This is a genomic window from Vibrio sp. Y58_MX_L22 (assembly GCF_024181865.1).
GTDB classification, from domain to species: Bacteria; Pseudomonadota; Gammaproteobacteria; order Enterobacterales; family Vibrionaceae; genus Vibrio; species Vibrio alginolyticus.
This window is the reverse complement of the sequence record NZ_JAMZAN010000005.1, coordinates 217,636-238,505: the sequence shown is the minus strand read 5'-3', so window position 1 is coordinate 238,505 and position 20,870 is coordinate 217,636. Positions and strand designations below refer to the sequence as shown.

Annotated in this window: 17 protein-coding genes; 11 read left to right on the top strand and 6 right to left on the bottom strand. The window is 45.0% G+C overall.

The window, feature by feature from the left end:
• Positions 1-4 precede the first annotated feature (4 nt).
• Together NL626_RS13780 and dapD are read left to right on the top strand one after the other, a co-directional pair.
• A complete protein-coding gene (locus NL626_RS13780) occupies positions 5-988 on the top strand; it encodes a GGGtGRT protein (RefSeq protein WP_253657449.1) in 984 nt (327 codons plus the stop codon).
• A 323-nt stretch (positions 989-1,311) separates the two neighbouring features.
• Positions 1,312-2,343, top strand: a complete 1,032-nt coding sequence (gene dapD / locus NL626_RS13775; RefSeq protein ID WP_025768219.1) for a 2,3,4,5-tetrahydropyridine-2,6-dicarboxylate N-succinyltransferase — start codon at positions 1,312-1,314, stop codon at positions 2,341-2,343.
• Between the two features lie 77 nt (positions 2,344-2,420).
• On the opposite strand, the gene glpQ is transcribed toward dapD, so the two are convergent.
• Positions 2,421-3,476 (bottom strand): glycerophosphodiester phosphodiesterase, encoded by a 1,056-nt coding sequence (gene glpQ, locus NL626_RS13770; protein ID WP_017820787.1) that lies wholly within the window; start codon positions 3,474-3,476, stop codon positions 2,421-2,423.
• Positions 3,477-3,532: 56 nt separating this feature from the next.
• Positions 3,533-4,897 (bottom strand): glycerol-3-phosphate transporter, encoded by a 1,365-nt coding sequence (gene glpT / locus NL626_RS13765; RefSeq protein WP_005380199.1) that lies wholly within the window; start codon positions 4,895-4,897, stop codon positions 3,533-3,535.
• Positions 4,898-5,793: 896 nt separating this feature from the next.
• Between glpT and NL626_RS13760 the strand changes: the two genes are divergently transcribed.
• From NL626_RS13760 to NL626_RS13740, 5 genes are all read left to right on the top strand, one after another.
• On the top strand, positions 5,794-6,648 hold the full coding sequence (locus NL626_RS13760; RefSeq protein ID WP_253657448.1) for an MIP/aquaporin family protein: 855 nt from the start codon (positions 5,794-5,796) through the stop codon (positions 6,646-6,648).
• Positions 6,649-6,707: 59 nt separating this feature from the next.
• Positions 6,708-8,225 carry a glycerol kinase GlpK gene (gene glpK, locus NL626_RS13755; protein ID WP_005380193.1) on the top strand — a complete coding sequence of 506 codons (1,518 nt, stop codon included), beginning with the start codon at positions 6,708-6,710 and terminating at the stop codon, positions 8,223-8,225.
• A gap of 159 nt (positions 8,226-8,384) precedes the next feature.
• A complete protein-coding gene (locus NL626_RS13750; protein WP_005380192.1) occupies positions 8,385-9,176 on the top strand; it encodes a DeoR/GlpR family transcriptional regulator in 792 nt (263 codons plus the stop codon).
• Between the two features lie 176 nt (positions 9,177-9,352).
• On the top strand, positions 9,353-10,912 hold the full coding sequence (gene glpD, locus NL626_RS13745; RefSeq protein ID WP_017636005.1) for a glycerol-3-phosphate dehydrogenase: 1,560 nt from the start codon (positions 9,353-9,355) through the stop codon (positions 10,910-10,912).
• Positions 10,913-11,187: 275 nt separating this feature from the next.
• Positions 11,188-12,141 (top strand): CorA family divalent cation transporter, encoded by a 954-nt coding sequence (locus tag NL626_RS13740; RefSeq protein ID WP_005380188.1) that lies wholly within the window; start codon positions 11,188-11,190, stop codon positions 12,139-12,141.
• A 73-nt stretch (positions 12,142-12,214) separates the two neighbouring features.
• On the opposite strand, the gene NL626_RS13735 is transcribed toward NL626_RS13740, so the two are convergent.
• Positions 12,215-13,399 (bottom strand): NnrS family protein, encoded by a 1,185-nt coding sequence (locus tag NL626_RS13735; RefSeq protein WP_253657447.1) that lies wholly within the window; start codon positions 13,397-13,399, stop codon positions 12,215-12,217.
• Positions 13,400-13,581: 182 nt separating this feature from the next.
• On the opposite strand from NL626_RS13735, the gene NL626_RS13730 reads away from it, so the two are divergent.
• Positions 13,582-14,133, top strand: coding sequence for a gamma-glutamylcyclotransferase family protein (locus tag NL626_RS13730; protein WP_005391700.1), 552 nt, complete (start codon positions 13,582-13,584; stop codon positions 14,131-14,133).
• A 39-nt stretch (positions 14,134-14,172) separates the two neighbouring features.
• Here the strand turns inward: NL626_RS13730 and NL626_RS13725 are convergent, their stop codons facing one another.
• Positions 14,173-14,760, bottom strand: coding sequence for an outer membrane beta-barrel protein (locus tag NL626_RS13725; protein WP_005391699.1), 588 nt, complete (start codon positions 14,758-14,760; stop codon positions 14,173-14,175).
• A 427-nt stretch (positions 14,761-15,187) separates the two neighbouring features.
• Between NL626_RS13725 and ebgR the strand changes: the two genes are divergently transcribed.
• Positions 15,188-16,174, top strand: a complete 987-nt coding sequence (gene ebgR, locus NL626_RS13720; protein ID WP_213886688.1) for a transcriptional regulator EbgR — start codon at positions 15,188-15,190, stop codon at positions 16,172-16,174.
• Between the two features lie 169 nt (positions 16,175-16,343).
• Here the strand turns inward: ebgR and NL626_RS13715 are convergent, their stop codons facing one another.
• Positions 16,344-17,285 carry a LysR family transcriptional regulator gene (locus NL626_RS13715; RefSeq protein WP_054574857.1) on the bottom strand — a complete coding sequence of 314 codons (942 nt, stop codon included), beginning with the start codon at positions 17,283-17,285 and terminating at the stop codon, positions 16,344-16,346.
• A 93-nt stretch (positions 17,286-17,378) separates the two neighbouring features.
• On the opposite strand from NL626_RS13715, the gene chrA reads away from it, so the two are divergent.
• Together chrA and NL626_RS13705 are read left to right on the top strand one after the other, a co-directional pair.
• Positions 17,379-18,518: a chromate efflux transporter gene (gene chrA, locus NL626_RS13710; protein ID WP_253657446.1), complete on the top strand. Its 1,140-nt coding sequence runs from the start codon at positions 17,379-17,381 to the stop codon at positions 18,516-18,518.
• Positions 18,519-18,631: 113 nt separating this feature from the next.
• Entirely contained in the window at positions 18,632-19,747 is a 1,116-nt protein-coding gene (locus NL626_RS13705; RefSeq protein ID WP_253657445.1) for a phosphatase PAP2 family protein, read from the top strand.
• Positions 19,748-19,847: 100 nt separating this feature from the next.
• Here the strand turns inward: NL626_RS13705 and NL626_RS13700 are convergent, their stop codons facing one another.
• Complete coding sequence (locus NL626_RS13700) at positions 19,848-20,861, bottom strand: lipopolysaccharide assembly protein LapB (protein WP_005386465.1); 1,014 nt, start codon at positions 20,859-20,861, stop codon at positions 19,848-19,850.
• Positions 20,862-20,870 lie beyond the last annotated feature (9 nt).

Below are 20,870 nucleotides of genomic sequence, written 5' to 3'. Positions count from 1 at the left end.
GATTATGAACACTCCAATTACTGAATCTGTACGTCGCACTTTAGACGAAATGCAACTTTCTTCTCTGGAAGAGGCTTACCAATACTGTATGGATCGTGGTATCGACCCTAAAGCGCTAGTGATGGACACTCAACCTATCGCGTTTGAAAGCGCTGCCGATGCCTATACACTGGGCACTACTTTGGCGATTTTCCGCGGTGCAAAAACAGCAGAAGAAGCTGCAAACATCATCGGTGAAGGTCTTCAGGCGTGCACAAAACCAGGCAGCGTCGCAGAGCAACGCCAAGTGGGTATCGGTCACGGTGCATTGGCGGCTCGTCTATTGAATGAAGAAAGTGGCTGTTTCGCTTTCCTTGCGGGCCATGAGTCATTCGCAGCGGCAGAAGGCGCAATTAAAATCGCATTGAACGTGAACAAATCACGTAAAAATCCGTTGAAAGTTATCCTAAATGGTTTGGGTAAAGACGCCGCTTACCTAATCTCACGCATCAATGGTTTCACTTACGTACGCACTCAATACAACTACCAAACTGGTGAGTTAGTGGAAGTAGGACGTCGCCGTTTCTCCCAAGGTCCACGTGGTGAGATCCTTTGCTACGGTGCAGACGATGTGCGTGAAGGCGTGGCTATCATGCATAAAGAACAAGTGGATGTGAGCATCACAGGTAACTCAACCAACCCGACTCGCTTCCAACACCCTGTAGCAGGTATCTACAAAGCGGAACGTAACCGTGAAGGCATGCCTTACTTCTCTGTGGCATCAGGCGGTGGTACTGGTCGTACTCTACACCCAGATAACGTGGCGGCAGGCCCTGCCTCTTACGGCATGACAGACACTATGGGTCGCATGCACGCCGATGCACAATTCGCGGGTAGCTCTTCAGTACCAGCACACGTAGCGATGATGGGCTTTATCGGTATGGGCAATAATCCAATGGTAGGGGCAACGGTTGCACTTGCAGTAGAGGTCGGTGAGCTAAGCCTCTAAGTCGATTTATCGCTTTACTATCCAAAGCCAGTAAATCCAACAAACCCAGTGTAGGGGGAGTGACTTCGGTCCTCCCCTTATTTTTGCTATGCCCCCTTCTCCAACTTCACTGTGTCTTTACCCCAAACCGGTCTGAGAAGGCTTTTGCGACACATTTCTCATCAGACAAACATATCTCTAAAAAGACAAAAGGTATCCATCTACAGACTTTCTCCATTTCCCCTCTTTAAACTCCCCAATACTCTCTTTATGATGGCTGACAACGTAATTATTTCTTGTCAGTGAACAGACGAGACACAAGACTCAACACATGGAGATCAACTATGGCTTTCTTCTCTCTAGCCTTTGGTACGGCAACTAAAAACCGCGACGGCAAAATCATCGAAGCGTTTTTCCCAAACCCAGTTCTTAACCCAAGCGAAGCGCTTGTTAACGCACTAGCAGCAGTAGCAGGTTATGAGCAAGGCAACCAAGCTATCGAGATCTCTGCAGCACAAAGCGCAGAACTGGCAGCAGCATTTGAAGCAAACGGCGATGCGGCAAACGCTTCTTTCGCAGCAAAAGCAGCAGAATCAGCACAACCACTTGTACTGGTAATCCTTGCCACTGACGAGCAGCCACAAAGCGTTGCTGAAGGTTTCCTAAAACTTCAACTTATCTCTAACCGCCTAGTTCAACCGCACGGCACGGTACTAGACGGCATCTTCGGTCTACTACACAACATCGCATGGACTAACGAAGGTCCAATCGACCTACCTGAACTAGCAGAGCGTCAAATCGAAGCTCGCCTAGCGGGTCGTGCACTAAGCGTAGATTGCGTAGACAAGTTCCCTAAAATGGTGGACTACGTGGTACCAACTGGCGTTCGTATCGCTGACACTTCTCGCGTACGTCTTGGCGCACACGTTGGCGAAGGCACAACGGTAATGCACGAAGGCTTCATCAACTTCAACGCGGGTACAACAGGCGTGAGCATGGTTGAAGGTCGTATCTCTGCTGGCGTAGTGGTTGGTAACGGCTCTGACATCGGCGGCGGCGCATCTATCATGGGTACGCTATCTGGCGGCGGTAAAGTTGTGGTTTCTATCGGTGAAAACTCTCTACTAGGCGCGAACGCAGGTCTTGGCTTCCCAATGGGTGACCGTTGTACTATCGAATCAGGTCTGTACGTAACTGCTGGTTCTAAAGTACGCATGCTAGATTCTGACGGTCAAGAAGTCGAAGTGGTGAAAGCACGCGATCTTGCTGGTGTTTCTGACCTACTGTTCCGTCGTAACTCTGTAACAGGTCAAATCGAGTGTCTTGCAAACAAGAGCGCGGTTGAACTGAACAGCGAACTGCATAAAAACAACTAATAAATAGTTAAGAAAAATCCCCCAGCAGGAAACTGTTGGGGGACTTTTTAGCTTAAAGCAAAATGCGTGAGTGCTGATTACTGATTTAAAAAGCTGACCGCTTTATCTGGGAAATCTGTAAACAAACCATCCACTTTTACTTGGTTGTAGTACACATCCATCATGCCTTCAAAGCTGTCAGTGTACGCTGGAATGCGTCCTGGATCGGCGCGGAACGTGTATGGATGCACTTGCAAGCCAGCGTCTTTTGCAGCCTTCATCAACGGCTTGATGATGATATTGTCTTTGGTTGACTTATCATCTACCAGCATCGGCTTCCAAGGTCCAATTCCTTCCGCGTAACTCGCTACTTTCTTCATTCCGTCGGCTTCGAACATCCAGTCATAACTGTATGGTGTTGCCTTGTCGCCTTTGTACACCATAGTTTCGTTCCAGTCCGTGTAAGCCATAAGCTGAACGAGCTTTAAGTCCATGTCCATTGTAGGCATGAGTTCACTGTTGATGCGTTGAAGTTCATTCGCATCAAAACACTGAAGGTAGACTTTGTCGTCTTGAGAGCCATAACCGTACTGCTTCAAGACTTTAAGTACTGCTTTAGAAATGTCCTTACCTTCATGACGATGGAACCAAGGCGCTTTAATTTCTGGGTAAATACCTATGTCATAACCCAGCGTTTTGTTTAAGCCTTGGATCAGCTCAATCTCTTCAGCAAATGTCGGCACGGTGAAATCAGATTTCCACATAGGGAATCGGGTTGGATAGCCCGCTACTTTGTTGCCTTTCTCATCGATATTAAAGCCTTCAGTTACTCGCAAGGATTTGATTTCCGCCAGAGTAAAATCAATCGCGTAATAACGACCATCTTTACGTGCACGATCAGGAAAACGCTCCGCAACATCCGTTACGCGATCGAGATAATGGTCATGCAACACGACCAACTGGTCATCTTTCGTCATTACCACATCTTGCTCTATGTAGTCAGGTTTCATTGCGTAAGCAAGTGCTTTGGCTTCTAGCGTGTGCTCAGGCAAGTAGCCCGATGCACCACGATGCGCAATGACAAGCGGCTTCGCAATCGCACCAGCAGAGAGGCTAAGTGCTAAAAAAGTAAGACATACTGACTTTGTTTTCATTGTTATTTCCTTGATAAAGCGAAGAGGCAGTATTCCACTGCCTCTTTAAATAAATATTACGCTAGCGCTTCCTTCTCGCGCTCTTTTTGCTCGTGGTGCGCACGTTCACCTAAGAAGGCGTACATCAAACACACGATAGAAGTAATACAAGAACCCACTAAGATGATAAAGCCACCATCCCAGCCAAAGTGGTCTACGGTGTAGCCCAAAATCGCGTTTGCGGCAACTGCCCCACCTAGGTATCCAAACAAACCAGTAAGACCAGCGGCAGTACCTGCCGCTTTCTTCGGAGCGAGTTCAAGTGCGTACAAACCGATCAGCATAACCGGACCATAGATTAGGAAGCCAATTGCAATAAGCGCCATCATATCTACTGTTGGGTTGCCCGCAGGGTTAAACCAATAAACCATCACTGCAACTGTCACTAACACCATAAATAAGATACCAGCAGGTGCACGACGACCTTTGAACAATTTGTCAGAGATCCAACCACACAATAGTGTTCCTGGAATGCCAGCCCATTCGTATAAGAAATAAGCCCATGACGATTTATCTACCGAGAAATCCTTCGCTTCTTTTAGGTAAACAGGTGCCCAGTCCAGTACGCCGTAACGAATTAGGTAAACAAATGCGTTTGCAATTGCAATCGACCAAAGAAGTTTGTTATTGAAGACGTATTTGAAGAAGATTTCCTTCGCTGTCATTTCTTGTTCATGGGACTTGTCATAGTCATCTGGGTAATCGTCTTTGTATTCTTCAATAGGAGGCAGACCACAAGACTGAGGGGTATCGCGAACCGTCATCCAAACAAACACAGCAACCAACGTGGCGAAAAATGCAGGAACATAAAATGCAGTGCGCCAATCATCGTTAAATGCCCACAGGCCAAGAATAAATAGTGGACCAATCAAGCCGCCACCCACGTTGTGCGCCACGTTCCAAACCGAAACGATCTCACCACGCTCTTTACGTGACCACCAGTGCACCATGGTTCGGCCACAAGCAGGCCACCCCATCCCTTGGAACCAACCGTTCAAGAAAAGCAAAATGAACATCGCAGTGACGCTACCAGTCGCCCATGGCATAAAGCCAAAGCAAAACATCACTAATGCAGACATCAATAGGCCGCCACTAAGGAAATAGCGAGGGTTGGAGCGGTCTGAAACGCTGCCCATTAGAAACTTAGAGAGACCATATGCAATGGAAACAGCTGCCAAGGCGACACCTAAGTCTCCGCGGCTAAAGCCTTGCTCGATAAGATAAGGCATCGCCAAACTGAAGTTTTTACGAACTAGATAGTAACCGGCGTAGCCAACAAAGATACCGATAAAGAGTTGCCAACGGAGGCGAGAGTAGGTGCTATCGATGCTGCCAGGGGACAGACGATCAATGTGCGCCTTAGGTTTGAATATTCCAAACATAGGAACCTCATTATTTTGTATGCGATGGTAAAAACACAAAAGGAGCGAACGAAACAAAATAAATCTTCGTTCGAAAGTTCATGAATTGTATGGAGTCAGGATTTTATTTCTGTGACAAATGTTGCACATGAATTAAATATAAGTAAATACAGTAAATTATATGAGCATTAATTAGATCATCGTTCAACTTTACTCAAGATTCGTTAATATTAAACTGATGTTCAAACCCCTCACTTTAGCATTCCAATTCGAAACCTTTGAAACAAAGGCTCGAATTAGAACATAAACTAACCGTAAAAAGGGCGATTTACGCCTGCCCTACTCGCTCCGAACCAACTAATAACTAAAAAGCTGAAAAACGATCACGTTTAGCATCAAACGAAATAAAAAAAACAATTTTTTATTTGAATACAAGCCGAAGCAATGATTCACAAACACAAGACATTAACAGCGTTTATTCTCTTCTCAACTCATCCTATTGGTATCAATGGGATGACGATTTTTTCTAAAAGTCCAAACATGACTGCGTATTTTTATATCACTGCTAGCCCTTGATACATTTGACATCCTCCTACTCCTTTAGGGTTAACTGCTACACAAGTTCTGTGTAATAAATCTCCAAGCACGTAGCAGCTTCACAAAACTCCTCTTACCAGTTGTGCATTCTTTTTCACATCGGTAATTTGAGCGCTCTCAACACTGGCCTCGTGACAAATAAATTATTTTCGTTGTGTTCTTTTCCGGTTAAAAGATGCGCCATTTAACAAAAACGAAGACTTTGATTAACAAATTTATGCTCAAACGCTCATTTTTAGCGCTCGTTTGTTTTCGCAAACGTTTATATATGCACAATAGTATCGTGCTAGACAGGCAAAAATGATCAAAGGACTTTTAACATGACAACGAACAAACACCCCTCTCTGCTCGGAGAATGTTTGGCCGAGTTTATCGGTACAGGACTACTTATTTTCTTCGGCGTAGGCTGTGTTGCAGCCTTAGTTCTAACAGGCGCATCATTTGGACAATGGGAAATCAGTATTGTATGGGGCTTCGGTGTCGCCATCGCTATTTACTGTACGGCTGGCGTCTCTGGTGCACACATCAACCCTGCCGTTACCATCGCACTTGCTATGTTCCATGGTTTTGATAAGGCGAAAGTGGTGCCATACATTATCGCTCAAATGCTTGGGGCATTCTGTTCTGCTGCATTGGTATACAGCTTATACAGCAACCTTTTCACCGACTACGAAATCGCTCATAACTTCGTTCGCAGCAGCCAAGATGCACTAGCAACTGCTGGTATCTTCTCAACCTATCCGCATGCCTCCCTCTCTTTCTTTGGTGCTTTTGCTGTGGAATTCGTTATCACTGCTGTGCTGATGTTTGCGATTCTGGCTCTGGGCGATGAAAATAACGGCGCAGCACGTGGCGCAATGAACCCTCTATTGATCGGTATTTTGATTGCCGTCATCGGTGGTTCACTTGGCCCACTAACAGGCTTTGCGATGAACCCTGCTCGTGACTTTGGACCGAAGCTGTTCGCTTACTTCGCAGGTTGGGATTGCGCTCTGACAGGTGCTAAAGACATTCCTTACTTTATCGTGCCTTTACTTGCTCCGATTGCAGGTGCGTGTTTTGGTGGTTGGTTGTATCCAAAAGCGATTGCCGCTTACCTTCCACAACAAGGCCACGGTTGTACGATTCCAAACCAATGTGAGACGGAAGAAGAAACAGAAGAAGCTAGAGCTTAAAACTGACGTAACTCGAACATTTACTAAAATATAAATAACGAAACAAAAGGATTCTTACCATGACTGAGCAAAAATACATTGTTGCCCTGGACCAAGGTACAACAAGCTCTCGCGCAGTGATTCTTGATCACGATGCGAACATCGTAAGCGTCGCGCAACGCGAATTTACTCAGATTTATCCAGAAGCTGGTTGGGTTGAACATGATCCAATGGAGATCTGGGCAACACAAAGCTCTACTTTAGTAGAAGCTCTAGCTAAGTCTGGCATCCGTAGCGACCAATTAGCGGCTATCGGTATTACTAACCAGCGTGAAACGACCATCGTCTGGAACAAAGAAACAGGTAAACCCGTTTACAATGCGATCGTATGGCAATGTCGCCGTACTGCTGATATCTGTGAAGATTTAAAAGCACGCGGTCTCGAAAACTATGTACGTGACAACACTGGTTTGGTGCTTGACCCTTACTTCTCAGGTACCAAAGTTAAATGGATTCTGGACAATGTTGAAGGCGCACGAGAAGACGCAGAAGCAGGCAAGCTGTTGTTTGGTACTGTCGATACTTGGTTAGTTTGGAAGATGACTCAAGGTCGCGTTCACGTAACCGACTACACTAATGCATCGCGTACCATGCTGTTTAACATCAACGATCTATGTTGGGATCAAAAAATGTTAGATGAGCTTGGCATTCCAGCATCTATGATGCCAGAAGTGAAGCGCTCATCGGAAATTTACGGTAAAACCAACATCGGTGGTAAAGGCGGTACTCGTATTCCTATTTCTGGAATCGCAGGTGACCAACAAGCGGCGCTTTACGGCCAAATGTGTGTTGAAGCGGGTCAAGCGAAAAACACTTACGGTACGGGTTGTTTCTTGCTAATGAATACGGGCCAAGAAAAAGTCACTTCGACACATGGTCTTCTAACAACTTTGGCTTGTGGTCCTGCAGGCGAACCAGCTTATGCACTTGAAGGTGCCGTATTCATGGGTGGAGCTTCTATCCAATGGCTACGCGATGAATTGAAAATCCTAAACGGTGCAGAAGACTCTGAATACTTCGCGACAAAAGTGGATACATCAAACGGCGTTTATGTCGTGCCTGCATTTACTGGTTTAGGCGCTCCATACTGGGATGCCTACGCACGTGGCACGATTGTCGGCCTTACTCGCGGTGTGAATTCAAACCATATCATCCGTGCAACATTGGAAGGCATCGCTTATCAAACTCGTGACGTACTGGATGCGATGCAAGCTGACTCAGGCATTAAGCTTGCGAACCTTCGAGTCGATGGTGGTGCAGTAGCGAACAACTTCCTAATGCAATTCCAATCCGATGTATTGAACACAGAAGTACACCGCCCTCAAGTAACTGAGGTTACCGCTCTTGGTGCAGCCTACCTTGCCGGCCTTGCAGTTGGTTACTGGGATAGCATTGATGAGTTGCAGAATAAAGCGGTACTTGATCGCACCTTTGAGCCACACGATGATGAAGAAAAACGCAATCGTCGTTACAAGGGCTGGAAACGTGCAGTGAAATGTGCACAAACCTGGTCTGAACTTCACGACGAAGAAGATTAATCTCATCTCCATAAGAAAAAAAGAGCGCCATTTGTGCGCTCTTTTTGCGCTTTATCCCCGATTCCTGAACTCGCTTACTTCTCACAACGAGCAAATTCGAGCACAATAGAGCTTCGAATTTGAAGCATTGGCCGTTACCAATGCACAAGGGAGTGGTAAGTGAAGCAAATACCTCGACACCAGCAGATTGTTGAGCTGGTGAAAAAACAAGGCTATGTCAGCACGGATGAGTTGGTAGAAAGATTCAATGTCAGCCCACAAACCATCCGACGCGATCTCAATGAACTCGCCGATGACAACAAAATTCGTCGTTATCACGGTGGAGCCACTATTCCTCTCAGTTCTGAAAACACATCTTACAACACGCGTAAAGCGCTCAACTTCAATGAAAAAGATGTCATTGCAGACGAGGTAGTCAAACACATTCCAGATGGTGCCACACTATTCATTGATATCGGCACCACACCAGAAGCAGTTGCGCGAGCGCTCAATAAAAACCATAAACAGTTGCGTGTTGTCACCAACAACATCAATGTTGCGACCATTCTTTTCCCTAACCCTGAAATCAAAGTCATTTTGGCGGGTGGAGAAGTCCGCAGCAGAGACGGCGGTATTGTTGGCGAGGCTACCCTCGATTTCGTTAAACAGTTCCGTCTCGACTTTGGTATTCTCGGCATTAGCGGTATCGACTTCGATGGCTCGCTATTAGACTTTGATTACCACGAAGTCCGGGTAAAACAAGCGATCATTGACAATAGCCGTAGTGTATTTCTTGCCGTAGACCACACCAAGTTCGGGCGCAATGCTATGGTGAAACTAGGCAATATTGCACAGCTCAACATGATCTTTACCAATAAGCAGCCACCAGAAGAAATCTTGTCAATTTTGAAGGAAGCTTCTATCCCACTTGAAGTGGTTGAAGCTAACGAATCAAACTCCGAAAACGAGTAACGTCAATCGTATAATTCCCCCTCAAATGACCTCTGTCTTAATTAGACAGAGGTTTTTTTGTGTCTAAATCACACAAAACGCTCACAAACGAAAATAATAGATGATCACAAACGAAACCTGAGCTAGGATTACATTATGTTCTAAAATGCTCGTTCGCTCACCAAGAGGTCAAATTTATGAGTATACAAAATAATGCTTCCACTACTAGCTCATCCACTACCTTAGACTTGATCGTAATCGGTGGCGGCATTAACGGAGCTGGTATTGCGGCAGACGCAGCAGGCCGAGGTTTGAGTGTTGGCTTATATGAAGCAAATGACTTCGCATCTGCGACTTCTTCAGCAAGTTCTAAACTGATACACGGCGGTTTACGCTACCTTGAACACTACGAGTTTCGTTTAGTTTCGGAAGCGCTCGCAGAGCGTGAGGTTATTCTTCGTAAAGCACCACACGTCGCACTACCAATGCGTTTCCGTTTACCGCATCGCCCATTCCTACGCCCAGCTTGGATGATTCGTTGTGGCCTTTTCCTTTACGATAACTTGGGTAAACGTACGACGCTGCAAGGCAGTAAAACCGTCAACCTTGCGAAATCTGGCTTGCTAAAACCAGAAATGAAAACGGGTTTCGAATACTCTGACTGTTGGGTTGATGATGCGCGTTTAGTATTACTGAACGTTCTTGCGGCTCGCGAAAACCATGCTGAAGTGCGTAACTACTGCCGCGTGGAAAAAGCACACCGTGAAGGTGGTATCTGGCACGTTACTATTCACGATGTGATGACAGACCAACGTTTCGAACGTAAAGCGAAAGCGTTAGTCAATGCAGCGGGGCCTTGGGTAAAACAGTTCTTTGATGATGGATTAGAGCAAGCCTCTCCTCGTAACATTCGCTTAATCAAAGGCTCGCACATCGTTGTTCCTCGTATCCACAACGAACCGCAAGCCTACATCCTTCAAAACAAAGACAATCGCATCGTATTTATGATTCCTTACTTAGATAAGTTCTCAATCATTGGTACAACAGATGTGGAATACAAAGGTGACCCTCGCGAAGTGTCGATCTCAGATGACGAAGTCGATTACCTCATTGATATCGTAAACCAACACTTTGTCCACCAGTTGACTCGCGAAGATGTAGTTTGGACATACAGTGGTGTTCGTCCTTTATGTGACGATGAATCTGACTCTCCGCAAGCAATCACACGAGACTACACGCTAGAGCTCGATGCGGAATACGACCATGCACCTCTGCTTTCTGTTTTTGGTGGTAAGTTAACGACCTACCGTAAGTTAGGTGAAGCAGCAATGAAAAAGCTAGCTCCGTTCCTACCTGAAATGGGTAAAGACTGGACTGCCAACCAAACCCTTCCTGGTGGTAACTTCAGCTGTAGTCGTGAACAATTAGCTAAACAAATTCACGCTAAATACACCTGGGCGCCAGAAGCATTGATTCTTCGTTATGTCACACAGTTTGGTACCCAAACGTGGAACTTAATGGAAGGTACAACAAGTGAAGCTGACTTAGGACAAACGTTCTCGGCACAAGCAGGTGGTGTTTACCAACGTGAGATCGATTACTTAATGAACCATGAAATGGCAATGACCGATGAAGACATTTTATGGCGCCGTACTAAGCTTGGTCTTTACATGAACGAGGAAGAAAAACAGGCCTTAACGGACTATTTAAAGAAAAAGCTACAACAGAAAGTGGTTAATCTTTCTCAAGTTGGCTAACAGCTCCCCTCCCTCCCCCACAATAAAGCCTGCTTAGTTGCAGGCTTTTTGTTTTGTTGTTTAAGCACAACACCTTGGTGCGCTCCACTCGATTGCAAATAAGAACAACTATTCATAGACATTTGGCGTTAAATACAATCATACTCATTTGAAAAATAATGCATCAATGACTTCAGAGTACCGTACTCAGAGTATTGCCTCTGTATGGCAATGCAATTCTCGCGAAAGAAGTATCTTGAGGTTATTTTGGTATCGGCTCAAACAAGGAAAAGAAAATGGGTTTTATGATTGAACATTGGGACTTCTCAACCCCAGAAGCAACTCAACAATCCACCACGGCAGAGCAAATTCAAGCTAAGCATTGGTACCATTGCGAACGGCTGCATCCTGATATTCGTGGTTGGCTGGAGCAGAACCAAGTACCTCGAGCTACGGTTGATCATCTATTAGCCGACGAAAGCCGACCATCTTTCCATCCTTTGGATGACGAGAACTTCATGTTGATTTTACGAGGCGTCAATATGAACGGCAATGCATCACCAGAAGATATGCTTAGTATTCGAATTCTCTACTTTCAAGGCGCACTCATTTCAACTCGTAAAATTCCATCACGCGCGATCATGGAGATTCGCCAAGCATTAGCGGAACACAAAGGCCCAAAAAGTCTTGCCAGTTTACTTCATCAGATCATTGAAGGATTAAACAGTAAAATAGACATTTACCTTGATACGATTGAAGAAACACTAAACCAGTTCGATGTGAATGATGAGTCGACGTACAAACATATGGCTACTCAAAAAGCACTGATTTCTATCAAGCGTTTTATTCGTCCTCAGCAGTACGCTATCCGTGATCTTGTGGAGTCAGAATCAGAATTGATTGCTTTGAGACCTCATCAATATCGCTTCGCACACAATAATATTACGCGCATAAATGAAACACTTGAGTTTTATCTTGGAGAAGTGGCGCTTTTCCAAGAAGAGATCAAACATCATCGTGATGAGAAAACCAATAAAAACAGTTACCTGTTTACTTTGGTAGCAACGATTTTTCTACCAACCAGCTTCTTAACAGGTTTACTCGGTATCAATGTTGGTGGAATGCCAGGCGTGGATTCCACCATGGCATTCACCTGGTTCTGCATCGCCTTAATTGTCATTTTTGGTCTAGAGTGGTGGCTATTTAAACGCTTGGGGCTCACGAATAAAGCGGACGACGAAGACGAATAAACACTAAACCTATAAAGAACAAAAACCAAAAGAGGAGCACGCGGCTCCTCTTTTCTCTACTCACATTAGAATCTTATCCGGGGTGACCATCCACACGAGGGGTCACAAGCATCACACCAAAGCGCCACACAAATAGCCCAAACGCAACAATCCATAATCCACCGCTGATATCAATCCACAGTATCATGTTCGCTGGATCAAAGATCACGGCGAAACTGCGAACCAAAGCTGCCGCGGTAATCGCTGCAAACGCAAGGCTCATGTTTGGCCCTTTGTAGATCATGCGACCAGTATGTCCCATCGTCACCCGTGTAATCATCGCTAAAATCAAACCGCCTAACGCACCTATCGCAAACAGGTGAATGAGGTTATGGCTGGCAAATGCATCTCCCCAGACGCCTCGCAAAATTAAGCTTAGTGGTAAACACAAATACGCAGCATGCAGCGACCACACTAAAGGCTCGCTCAGGGTTAACCAAGGTTTCCAGCGAACAAAACGCACCAACTGAGCAACACCTGCAAACAGCATCAAAGGACTACCTAGTTCTGCAAACGTCACAGGGAAAAAGCTCAGCACAAATAGCATTACCAACGGCAAGTTCGCAAACCACTCTAACCAAGCCAATGGTTGCGCTTTTTCGAAATTAAATCGACGCGCAGTAAAAAATGGAATCACACGTCCGCCCATCACTGACAACAGCAAGGTAAACCACCACAGCATTGCTTGCCACACCGCTGAAGAGCTAAAGGGCGGCATACCTTTTATCGTTGCGTAGCTTGCAAAGTTCGCAAAGATGGCTAAAAGAAACAGTGGAACGAAAAACAAATTACGCCAACCTTTGGCTCTATACACACGAATGCCCACCTCATAGGCGACAAACAGTAAAAATACCGCTTCGATACTGCTGGTTAACCATAACGGTGCAGGTGTCCAAAGCAAGATGCGGGGCACTAACCACAAGCCAAATAAAGCCAGAAGCATGTAATGCTTGGTACCATTAATGCCAGTCCAGTTTTGTACCGCGGTCAGTACAAAGCCAACTACAATGGCCATCGAAAAACCGAACAACATTTCATGTACATGCCACCACAATGCAGGCACAGCTAATGCGTTTGGCTGTCCGTCTTGGAACATCCACACCCACAACGCAATCGCAACAATGGCGTAAATCGCCCCAAACAGAAAAAACGGCCGAAAGCCTAATCGCAGCCATGCGGGGATTTTTTCTTCTACTTTTTTATCGGTGATATTCAGCATTATCTTGCCCTCAAGCGTCTCTCGATGCTGGTTAACTCAACTACATATTGATGCTACCACAAACATGTATAAAAAATACATGTTTATAGTTGAGATTATACTTAAGAGGTAAAGTTGTGCTTCAGATGCGGGTTAGGTATAAACATGAGAGGCACAACTATCAGTTAAGGGATGCAACGGCAATGTACATATTTGGCTATGGCAGTTTGATTAATTCTGCGTCGCGTAAGTTAACCGGACAAACGGGAGAAGCCATTCCCGTCATTGCTCATGGACTGGTGCGCTACTGGGGAAAGATTGATGACAGCTATACTCTGTCTCCTCTGGTTGTGAACCAAGGCGATGGGCAGGTTAATGGCGTTTTACTCGAAGTAAATGAAGAAGCGCTCGCAGAATTCGACCGCCGTGAGCGAGGTTATCATCGTATTCAACTTCAGCCAGATCAAATCGAAACAGATGCGAGTTTTAACCAAGAACATGACATTTGGGTTTACGTAAAAGACGAGCCACTACCACCATGCGCAAAGAGCCCAATCATGCAAAGTTATGTTGATACCGTGCTGGCAGGTTGCTTGGAAGTTTCCCACGCGTTTGCAGAGCATTTTGTGCGTCACACCATTGGCTGGCAACACGCGAAAGAAAATGACCGCCACCAACCCAAATATGGCAACCTTGCAGGCGTACAAGAGCACCATTATGAGTTGATTGATAATCTGATCAAAAAAGGAGCCTAGCGGCTCCTTTTTAGTATCTATATTTTTGCTTACGCGATCTTAAAACTTGTAATCAACGCCAACGTACAGGCTGTCAAAATCAAAATCTTCGCTGCCACCGTTTTCGGCATCAATACTTACCGAAGAAGCACGGTAGCCACCAGATACAACCAAACCTGAAGAAAACTCATAACCAGCCTCAACACCGTAGTTAAAGCCTACATCACGACCATCATCGGTAACAGTGCTAGATGATTTCACTTCATAAGAAACACTCATTACACCAAGGCCAGCAATCGCACCAACATAGAAGCCTGTACCTGCGAATTGGTATTTAGGCTTCGCATTGAAATTGAACGCAGAAGCATCAACACTAAATTTAACCGGCCACCCCATGTAAGAAAATGTTTCTTCAAAGTCGCCAAAGTATATGTACTCACCTTCAAAAGCTAGTTTGAAGTTTTCTGAATATTGAAGCTCTTTACCTACAGCCAGGCTAAGACCTGTCGCAGAAAAATCTTTTGACAAGCTTTTAACTTTAAGATCTGAATTTACCAAATCAGCACCAACATACCAGTCACCTTTTGCTTGAACTGATGCTGAAGCAACCACTGCACCTAAAGCCAATAATGGCAATACTTTTTTCATTATAATTTCCTAATTTTTCATACTGTTAGACAGCTTTTAAAAGCGCGGAGATTATAAATAGAGTTGAATACTTTCCTATTGATTTGTTTATAAAATGAGACACAAAACATAAACATGAACAATAAAACGTTTGCTTGATTAAACTCTAAACGGCTCGAGTCCTATTAAGTACTAGAGTTACCACAAGTAGCAAGTTTCCAAACCAGTCGCATTTTTCAGTATTTTTACAGCAATATAATCCTTACGTTTACGGCTTTATTTATTACTCAATAGAGTCTATTTCATGAAAACAAGTTGGCTTGATATGATGATTTAAAGTGTTTAGGACTGTCTTACTAAAGGTTTGTGCATCTCTAAGTAGCTGTTTAAAATAGTCAGATTATTGAGCTCACACTTGGGCAGTGAGCAGTGCCGACGGGAAATTTACATGGCAAAGCTAAAAGATATCGCCATTGAAGCGGGCGTCTCACTTGCAACCGTATCGCGGGTTTTGAACAAGGACCCAACGTTGAGCGTTAAAGAAGAAACCAAATACCGCATTTTGGAAATTGCAGAAAAACTGGAGTACCGCACCAGTAGCTCGAAGAAAGGCATCAAAGAAGTTAAGCAAAAACATCACTTTTTAGCCTTATATAACTACAAACAAGAAACAGAGGTGAATGACCCTTACTACTTATCAATTCGTCATGGGATTGAAACGCAATGCGACAAACTAGGTATTACGCTAACCAATTGCTATAACAGTGAAATTGATGTTGAAACGAAAAAGATAACAGGTGTCCTTTTAGTCGGAAATGTCGACCAAAAGATAGTAGATAAATTACCTAAACGTCTAGCCGATAGCATCTGCTACATAAACTTTTCAGATCCAACCTGCCCTTATGATTGCGTTGATGTCGACCTTATTCGAATCAGTAGGCAAGTAGTTGATTTCTTTGTACAACGAGGCCACCGCCGCATCGGTTATATTGGCGGTCAAAACAAGCCCGACGCAGCTGACATTCGTGAAAATGTGTTTTTGGACTATGGCTATCTAAAAGGCGTGGTCGCAGAACAAGATATACACTATTGTTCCTGCTCTAGTTTGTCCGGTTATAACTTAGCGAAAGAGATGCTAGCCATAGGTGACTTCCCGAAAGCAGTATTCATTGATTCAGACTCCATCGCGATTGGCATAGTACGTGCAATCCATGAATTTGGCTTAAAGATACCAGAGGATATTACGTTGATTAGTATGAATGATATTCCTACTGCTCGCTTTACCTTTCCGCCGTTGTCTACAATTCGTATTCACTCTGAGTTGATGGGAACTCAGGGAGTGAACTTACTGGTGGAAAAATACCGAGATGGACGCTTACGACCTCTTCATGTATACGTGCAAACAGAGCTTAAACTACGTGGTACAACTCAATGATACCTTTTCCATTAATCTCTTTTATGAATTAAATCTGGAACATCCCCCCCAACCAAAGACATTCATTTTGCTCAATCAGTACTGTTTCGGTATAACGCCGATAACTCAGCGGGTAGTAAGAAGTTCAACAACAAATCACTCTAAGCACCATGAGTGCCCCAAATGTTTATCATTTAGAGGTGATGGTCGAAGAAACCAACTCGCGTAGCCAAATGCCTTTGTCTTCATTGTTTCGGCTGGAATGCCACAGCATAGCAATATCAAAATCCGCAACGGCGATCGGCGGCTTAACGGTAACGAGATCGTCCGAAAAGCCCTCCGCCAATGCCATTTTTTCTGGCACGATGGCAATGAGATCGCGTTTTTTCAATAGATGCCGAATAGTGAGAAAGTTGCGCGACGCCACGGTGACTTTGCGGCTCAAGCCATGTTCTGCAAGCTTTTGGTCTACTTGTGTCTTTAAGCTCCCATCGGGACTTACCAGAGCTTGCTCTATGTTCGCGAACGCTTCCAGAGACAGCTGTGTTTCCCCTTTCAATGCCTGTTTATCACACATACACACGTGTTTTTCCGTGTACAAGTACAAGCTCTCAAAGTTGTCATCCAACACTGGCATGCTGCCAATAATGACATCGATCTTTTCGTGCTCAGTTAATGCCACGTAGTTGCTACGATTGACGTTAATAAAACTGATCTGGGCCTCTGGTGCGCGCTGGCGTATTTCGTCATAAAGCCGAGGAGCAAAAATAAACTCGGCATAATCCGTTAATCCAATGCGACATACACCCGCATAATTTTTAGGTTGGAAGGCAGACTTAGTGAGCAAGTCTTTGGCGATAGAATCCAACAAGTGATGCACAGTTGGCGCGATGTGGTGAGCGTGCTCGGTGGGCTCCATCTTGTGCCCTTTTCGCTCAAAAAGCGGGTCGTCAAACAACAACCTTAAACGAGACAAACTATGACTCATCGCCGACTGACTAACGTAACTTTTCTCTGCCGCGACGCTAACGCTTCGATAGCGATACAAGTAGGAAAACGTCACCAATAAGTTCAAGTCAATGTTGCGCCACTGAATGTCCTCTTTCACTCCAACATCCTCATCCCATTTCATTTCATTCATAGATGAAATTAAAATCATCAATTTGAGTCATTTTAGAGCATTCGATAAATTAGCAACAATGCTTTTTAGATAAACAGGCTCGACATGTTCACCATATTCAAAACTTTTTTCTGGCTGGGTTGGTTCAGCTTCGGCGGCCCTGCGGCTCATATTGGTTATTTTCGCCAAACATTTGTTGAGAAACTGAAATGGCTTGATGACAGCGAGTACGCGCAAATTGTCGCGCTCAGTCAGTTTTTGCCGGGACCGGGCTCAAGCCAAGTTGGCTTTGCATTGGGTTATAAACGTGGCGGTTTAGGTGGCGCATGCGCAGCATTTGTCGGATTCACGCTTCCTTCAGTGGTCATCATGTTGGCGCTGGCGATGGTGAGCAGCCAAATCACCGACACCGCAGTGTTCCAAAACATCGTTCACGGCCTAAAACTGCTCGCAGTCGTCGTCGTGGCGGATGCGACTTGGGGCATGTACAAAAACTTCTGCCAAAGTAAACTGACCGCGGGTTTGTGCGTTGCGACTGCGATTGCGTTGCTGGTGGCACCAAGCATCATGACGCAAATGTTCGTGTTGATCGCAGCAGGTTTTGTCGGAATGCGATATCTAAAGAAAGACTCCGCGCCATCAACCGAGTCGTTTAAACCGTCTATCGCGCCATTGGCTCTATTTGCGGTGCTTTTACTCGGCTTACCGTTAGTGGCTCATACGTTACCTTTGCTTGGGCTGTTTAGTGATTTTTTCCAAGCTGGTAGCTTAGTGTTTGGTGGCGGTCATGTGGTTCTGCCGCTTCTGCAAAACATTGTTGGCGACCAGCTCAGCCAAGATGCATTTTTAACAGGCTACGCCGCTGCACAAGCTGTACCGGGGCCAATGTTCACCTTTGCGACTTTTATCGGTTATGAGCTTTCGTCTACGCCAATTTTAGGCGCTCTGATCGCGACGCTTGGCGTATTCCTCCCAGGGTTTCTTTTACTGCTTGGCGTTCTTAAAAACTGGCAAGCACTGGCAGGCAAACCGCTGGTCTCCGGCGCCATCAACGGTGTAAATGCCTCGGTAGTAGGGTTACTACTTGCGGCACTTTACCAGCCAGTATTTAGCAGCGCAGTTGTTGCTCCCATCGACATGGCGTTAGTGGTTGCGGGTTTCTATCTACACAAAAAGCTCAACCTATCGGTTCTGTGGATGATCGTGTTTTTTGTGGCTGCAGGCCTTGTCACGGGCATGATTTAGTCTGCTGATACGCCAACTATTGAATCCAGATAAACCACGGGCACTCAAATACGAGTGCCCGTTTTCTCAACTAAGCTTAATGATATTGGAAGGATAGAGATGACGGATCATCGATGGAACAAGACAACAATTACGAGCTCAACCTGAGCTGGCAGCAAAAAGCATCGGCTTTACTCACATCAGTGAAGAATGAGTTATTGAACGATAAGATTTTCTACACCTATTGCTTTATCTCTACGACCATTATTTACCTTTGTTCTTTGTATCTCGATTTCCCTATCGATTACTCTTTTACCACTTACCTTGAAACGCTCATGCAAGCTTTGTATGTCACAGGTTTAAGCTGGTGTATCTACTATTATTTCTATCTCATACTGCGCAAAGAAAAACAGCCAGCAAAGCGCTTCATACGAAAACTGAAGCATCTTATTTTTCCGCTGTACCGACCTGTATCAGTGTTTGTTTCGATGATGGCACTCAACCTGATTTTCTCTAACCACACGTTTTTGAAATCGCTGATTCCAATCATCAATCCGTTCAAGTGGGATCTGACCTTTGCGAATATTGATTCGTTGCTACACTTCGGCGTTGCTCCGTGGGAGTTGACCCATGCATTATTCTCCAATGCTTGGGCCTCATTAGGGCTAAATGTAGCCTACAACGCATGGTTTTTTTGTATGTGGGGTATACTCATCTTTTTCCTTATCTACAAAAAATACCCGTTGGTAAGGCAACAGTTTTTACTCACGTTCGCATTGTCTTGGATGATTCTTGGTGTCTTCTTCGCCACGCTGCTTTCTTCAGCAGGCCCTTGCTATGTGGAGCTTATCACTGGAGATGAACAGTTTGTTCCTCTGATGAAAACGCTCGAAGCCCAAAGCCAATATCTTACCAATGTGGACGCTGGGCAATTGTGGGCATTGCCTACACAGCAATATCTTTGGGATGAGTACATCGCGAATGCCAATGGTATTGGCTCTGGCATTTCGGCAATGCCTAGTTTGCACGTTTCCATTGCGGTTTTGATGGCGCTATCAATTTATAGACTCAACAAAACCATCGGCTACTTTGCCTACGCTTTCGCAGTCATCATTCAAATCGGTTCGGTACATTTAGCTTGGCATTATGCGATTGATGGCTACCTCGCAACACTCTTGACGGTGATGTTATGGAAGATAGTTGGTTGGGCTTTACGGCGCTATGCTTCTTACCCTGAAAGAAGAGAATGAACGGCTAATTGAACAAACACCTTTGCAACGGACTACTCCCGGTAAATGAAAAAGCCACTCTATCTTGCAGAGTGGCTTTCTTTTAAAAGGGTCTTCAAATTTATTGGAGAAGCGCGGTAGAGGTATCCCCTCGCTCTCTCACCATTGCCAATGCTCGTTCTAGGTTTTTATTTGCCAGTTCATAGTAGGCAGGGTTCTTATCAATAGCCTGTTGTAGATAAGGAATCGCCTCGCCTGGTTTGCCTTGAAGGATCAAGAAGTAACCAACATTATTGAGTGCTTCCGGCTCTGTCATGTGTCGACTAAAAATACTCAGAGCTTGTCGTGGCTGATCTTTAGCTAAAGCAATGAGACCTAAATTATTGATTCCTCTCTCATCTCCTGGCTTGATACTTAGTGCGGCTTGAGTAAAGTGCGCCGCTTTTGAGTAAGCTTTTTCCATGTAGTAGGAGTAGCCAAGGCTGACCAAAGCGTTTACGTTTCTTGAGTCAATATCCAACGCTTTTCGAATTAACGCCTGCGCAATATCGTGGTCGCCACGAATGTCGTAAAGCACACCTAGACCGGAGTAAGCAGAGACAGGTGATTTATCATCATAGCGATATGTTGCAACGCTCTCTGCAGTAATGTTGTCTTTAGTGATGGTAGGATCGCCATCCATGCGAATTTGGTCAGCATTCAAAGCGCGTATGTAGTAGCTTTTCCCGACGTCCTTTTCTCCACGCTTCGTGTATAAAGTACCAAGCTCAGTCAGGGAGCCAATATGATCGGGGTTCTCAGCCAAAGATGCTCGAAATGATTTATCGGCGAGTTCTGAATTCTCCCTAGCTAAATGGATGCGCCCCACGGTGTACAAGGTTTTATCTTTATGGACCGCATTCGGGAAAGAGAGCGAGCGAATATATTCATACAAGGCTAAGTCGACATTTTTGTTGCTTAATGCAATATCCCCTCGTGAGATTGCCTCTTCCTCTGTTTTGGGAGGTTCATCATTAGTGAGAGACTCAACGGGCTTACCTGAGTACAGCGTTGAATCGAAATCTGATGACTGTTCAGTTGTTGAACATGCGGTAAGCACCAACAACGAGATGATGACGTATTTCTTAATCCACATAACGATCCC

Excerpts from the sequence above, each read along its gene's own strand:
- NL626_RS13760 (WP_253657448.1), top strand. The coding sequence starts at position 5,794 with ATGACAACGAACAAACACCCCTCTCTGCTCGGAGAATGTTTGGCCGAG.
- glpD (WP_017636005.1), top strand. The coding sequence starts at position 9,353 with ATGAGTATACAAAATAATGCTTCCACTACTAGCTCATCCACTACCTTA.
- NL626_RS13700 (WP_005386465.1), bottom strand. The coding sequence starts at position 20,861 with ATGTGGATTAAGAAATACGTCATCATCTCGTTGTTGGTGCTTACCGCA.
- NL626_RS13780 (WP_253657449.1), top strand. The coding sequence starts at position 5 with ATGAACACTCCAATTACTGAATCTGTACGTCGCACTTTAGACGAAATG.
- glpK (WP_005380193.1), top strand. The coding sequence starts at position 6,708 with ATGACTGAGCAAAAATACATTGTTGCCCTGGACCAAGGTACAACAAGC.
- NL626_RS13725 (WP_005391699.1), bottom strand. The coding sequence starts at position 14,760 with ATGAAAAAAGTATTGCCATTATTGGCTTTAGGTGCAGTGGTTGCTTCA.
- NL626_RS13735 (WP_253657447.1), bottom strand. The coding sequence starts at position 13,399 with ATGCTGAATATCACCGATAAAAAAGTAGAAGAAAAAATCCCCGCATGG.
- chrA (WP_253657446.1), top strand. The coding sequence starts at position 17,379 with ATGTTCACCATATTCAAAACTTTTTTCTGGCTGGGTTGGTTCAGCTTC.
- glpT (WP_005380199.1), bottom strand. The coding sequence starts at position 4,897 with ATGTTTGGAATATTCAAACCTAAGGCGCACATTGATCGTCTGTCCCCT.
- ebgR (WP_213886688.1), top strand. The coding sequence starts at position 15,188 with ATGGCAAAGCTAAAAGATATCGCCATTGAAGCGGGCGTCTCACTTGCA.
- glpQ (WP_017820787.1), bottom strand. The coding sequence starts at position 3,476 with ATGAAAACAAAGTCAGTATGTCTTACTTTTTTAGCACTTAGCCTCTCT.
- NL626_RS13730 (WP_005391700.1), top strand. The coding sequence starts at position 13,582 with ATGTACATATTTGGCTATGGCAGTTTGATTAATTCTGCGTCGCGTAAG.
- NL626_RS13715 (WP_054574857.1), bottom strand. The coding sequence starts at position 17,285 with ATGAAATGGGATGAGGATGTTGGAGTGAAAGAGGACATTCAGTGGCGC.
- dapD (WP_025768219.1), top strand. The coding sequence starts at position 1,312 with ATGGCTTTCTTCTCTCTAGCCTTTGGTACGGCAACTAAAAACCGCGAC.
- NL626_RS13705 (WP_253657445.1), top strand. The coding sequence starts at position 18,632 with ATGGAACAAGACAACAATTACGAGCTCAACCTGAGCTGGCAGCAAAAA.
- NL626_RS13740 (WP_005380188.1), top strand. The coding sequence starts at position 11,188 with ATGGGTTTTATGATTGAACATTGGGACTTCTCAACCCCAGAAGCAACT.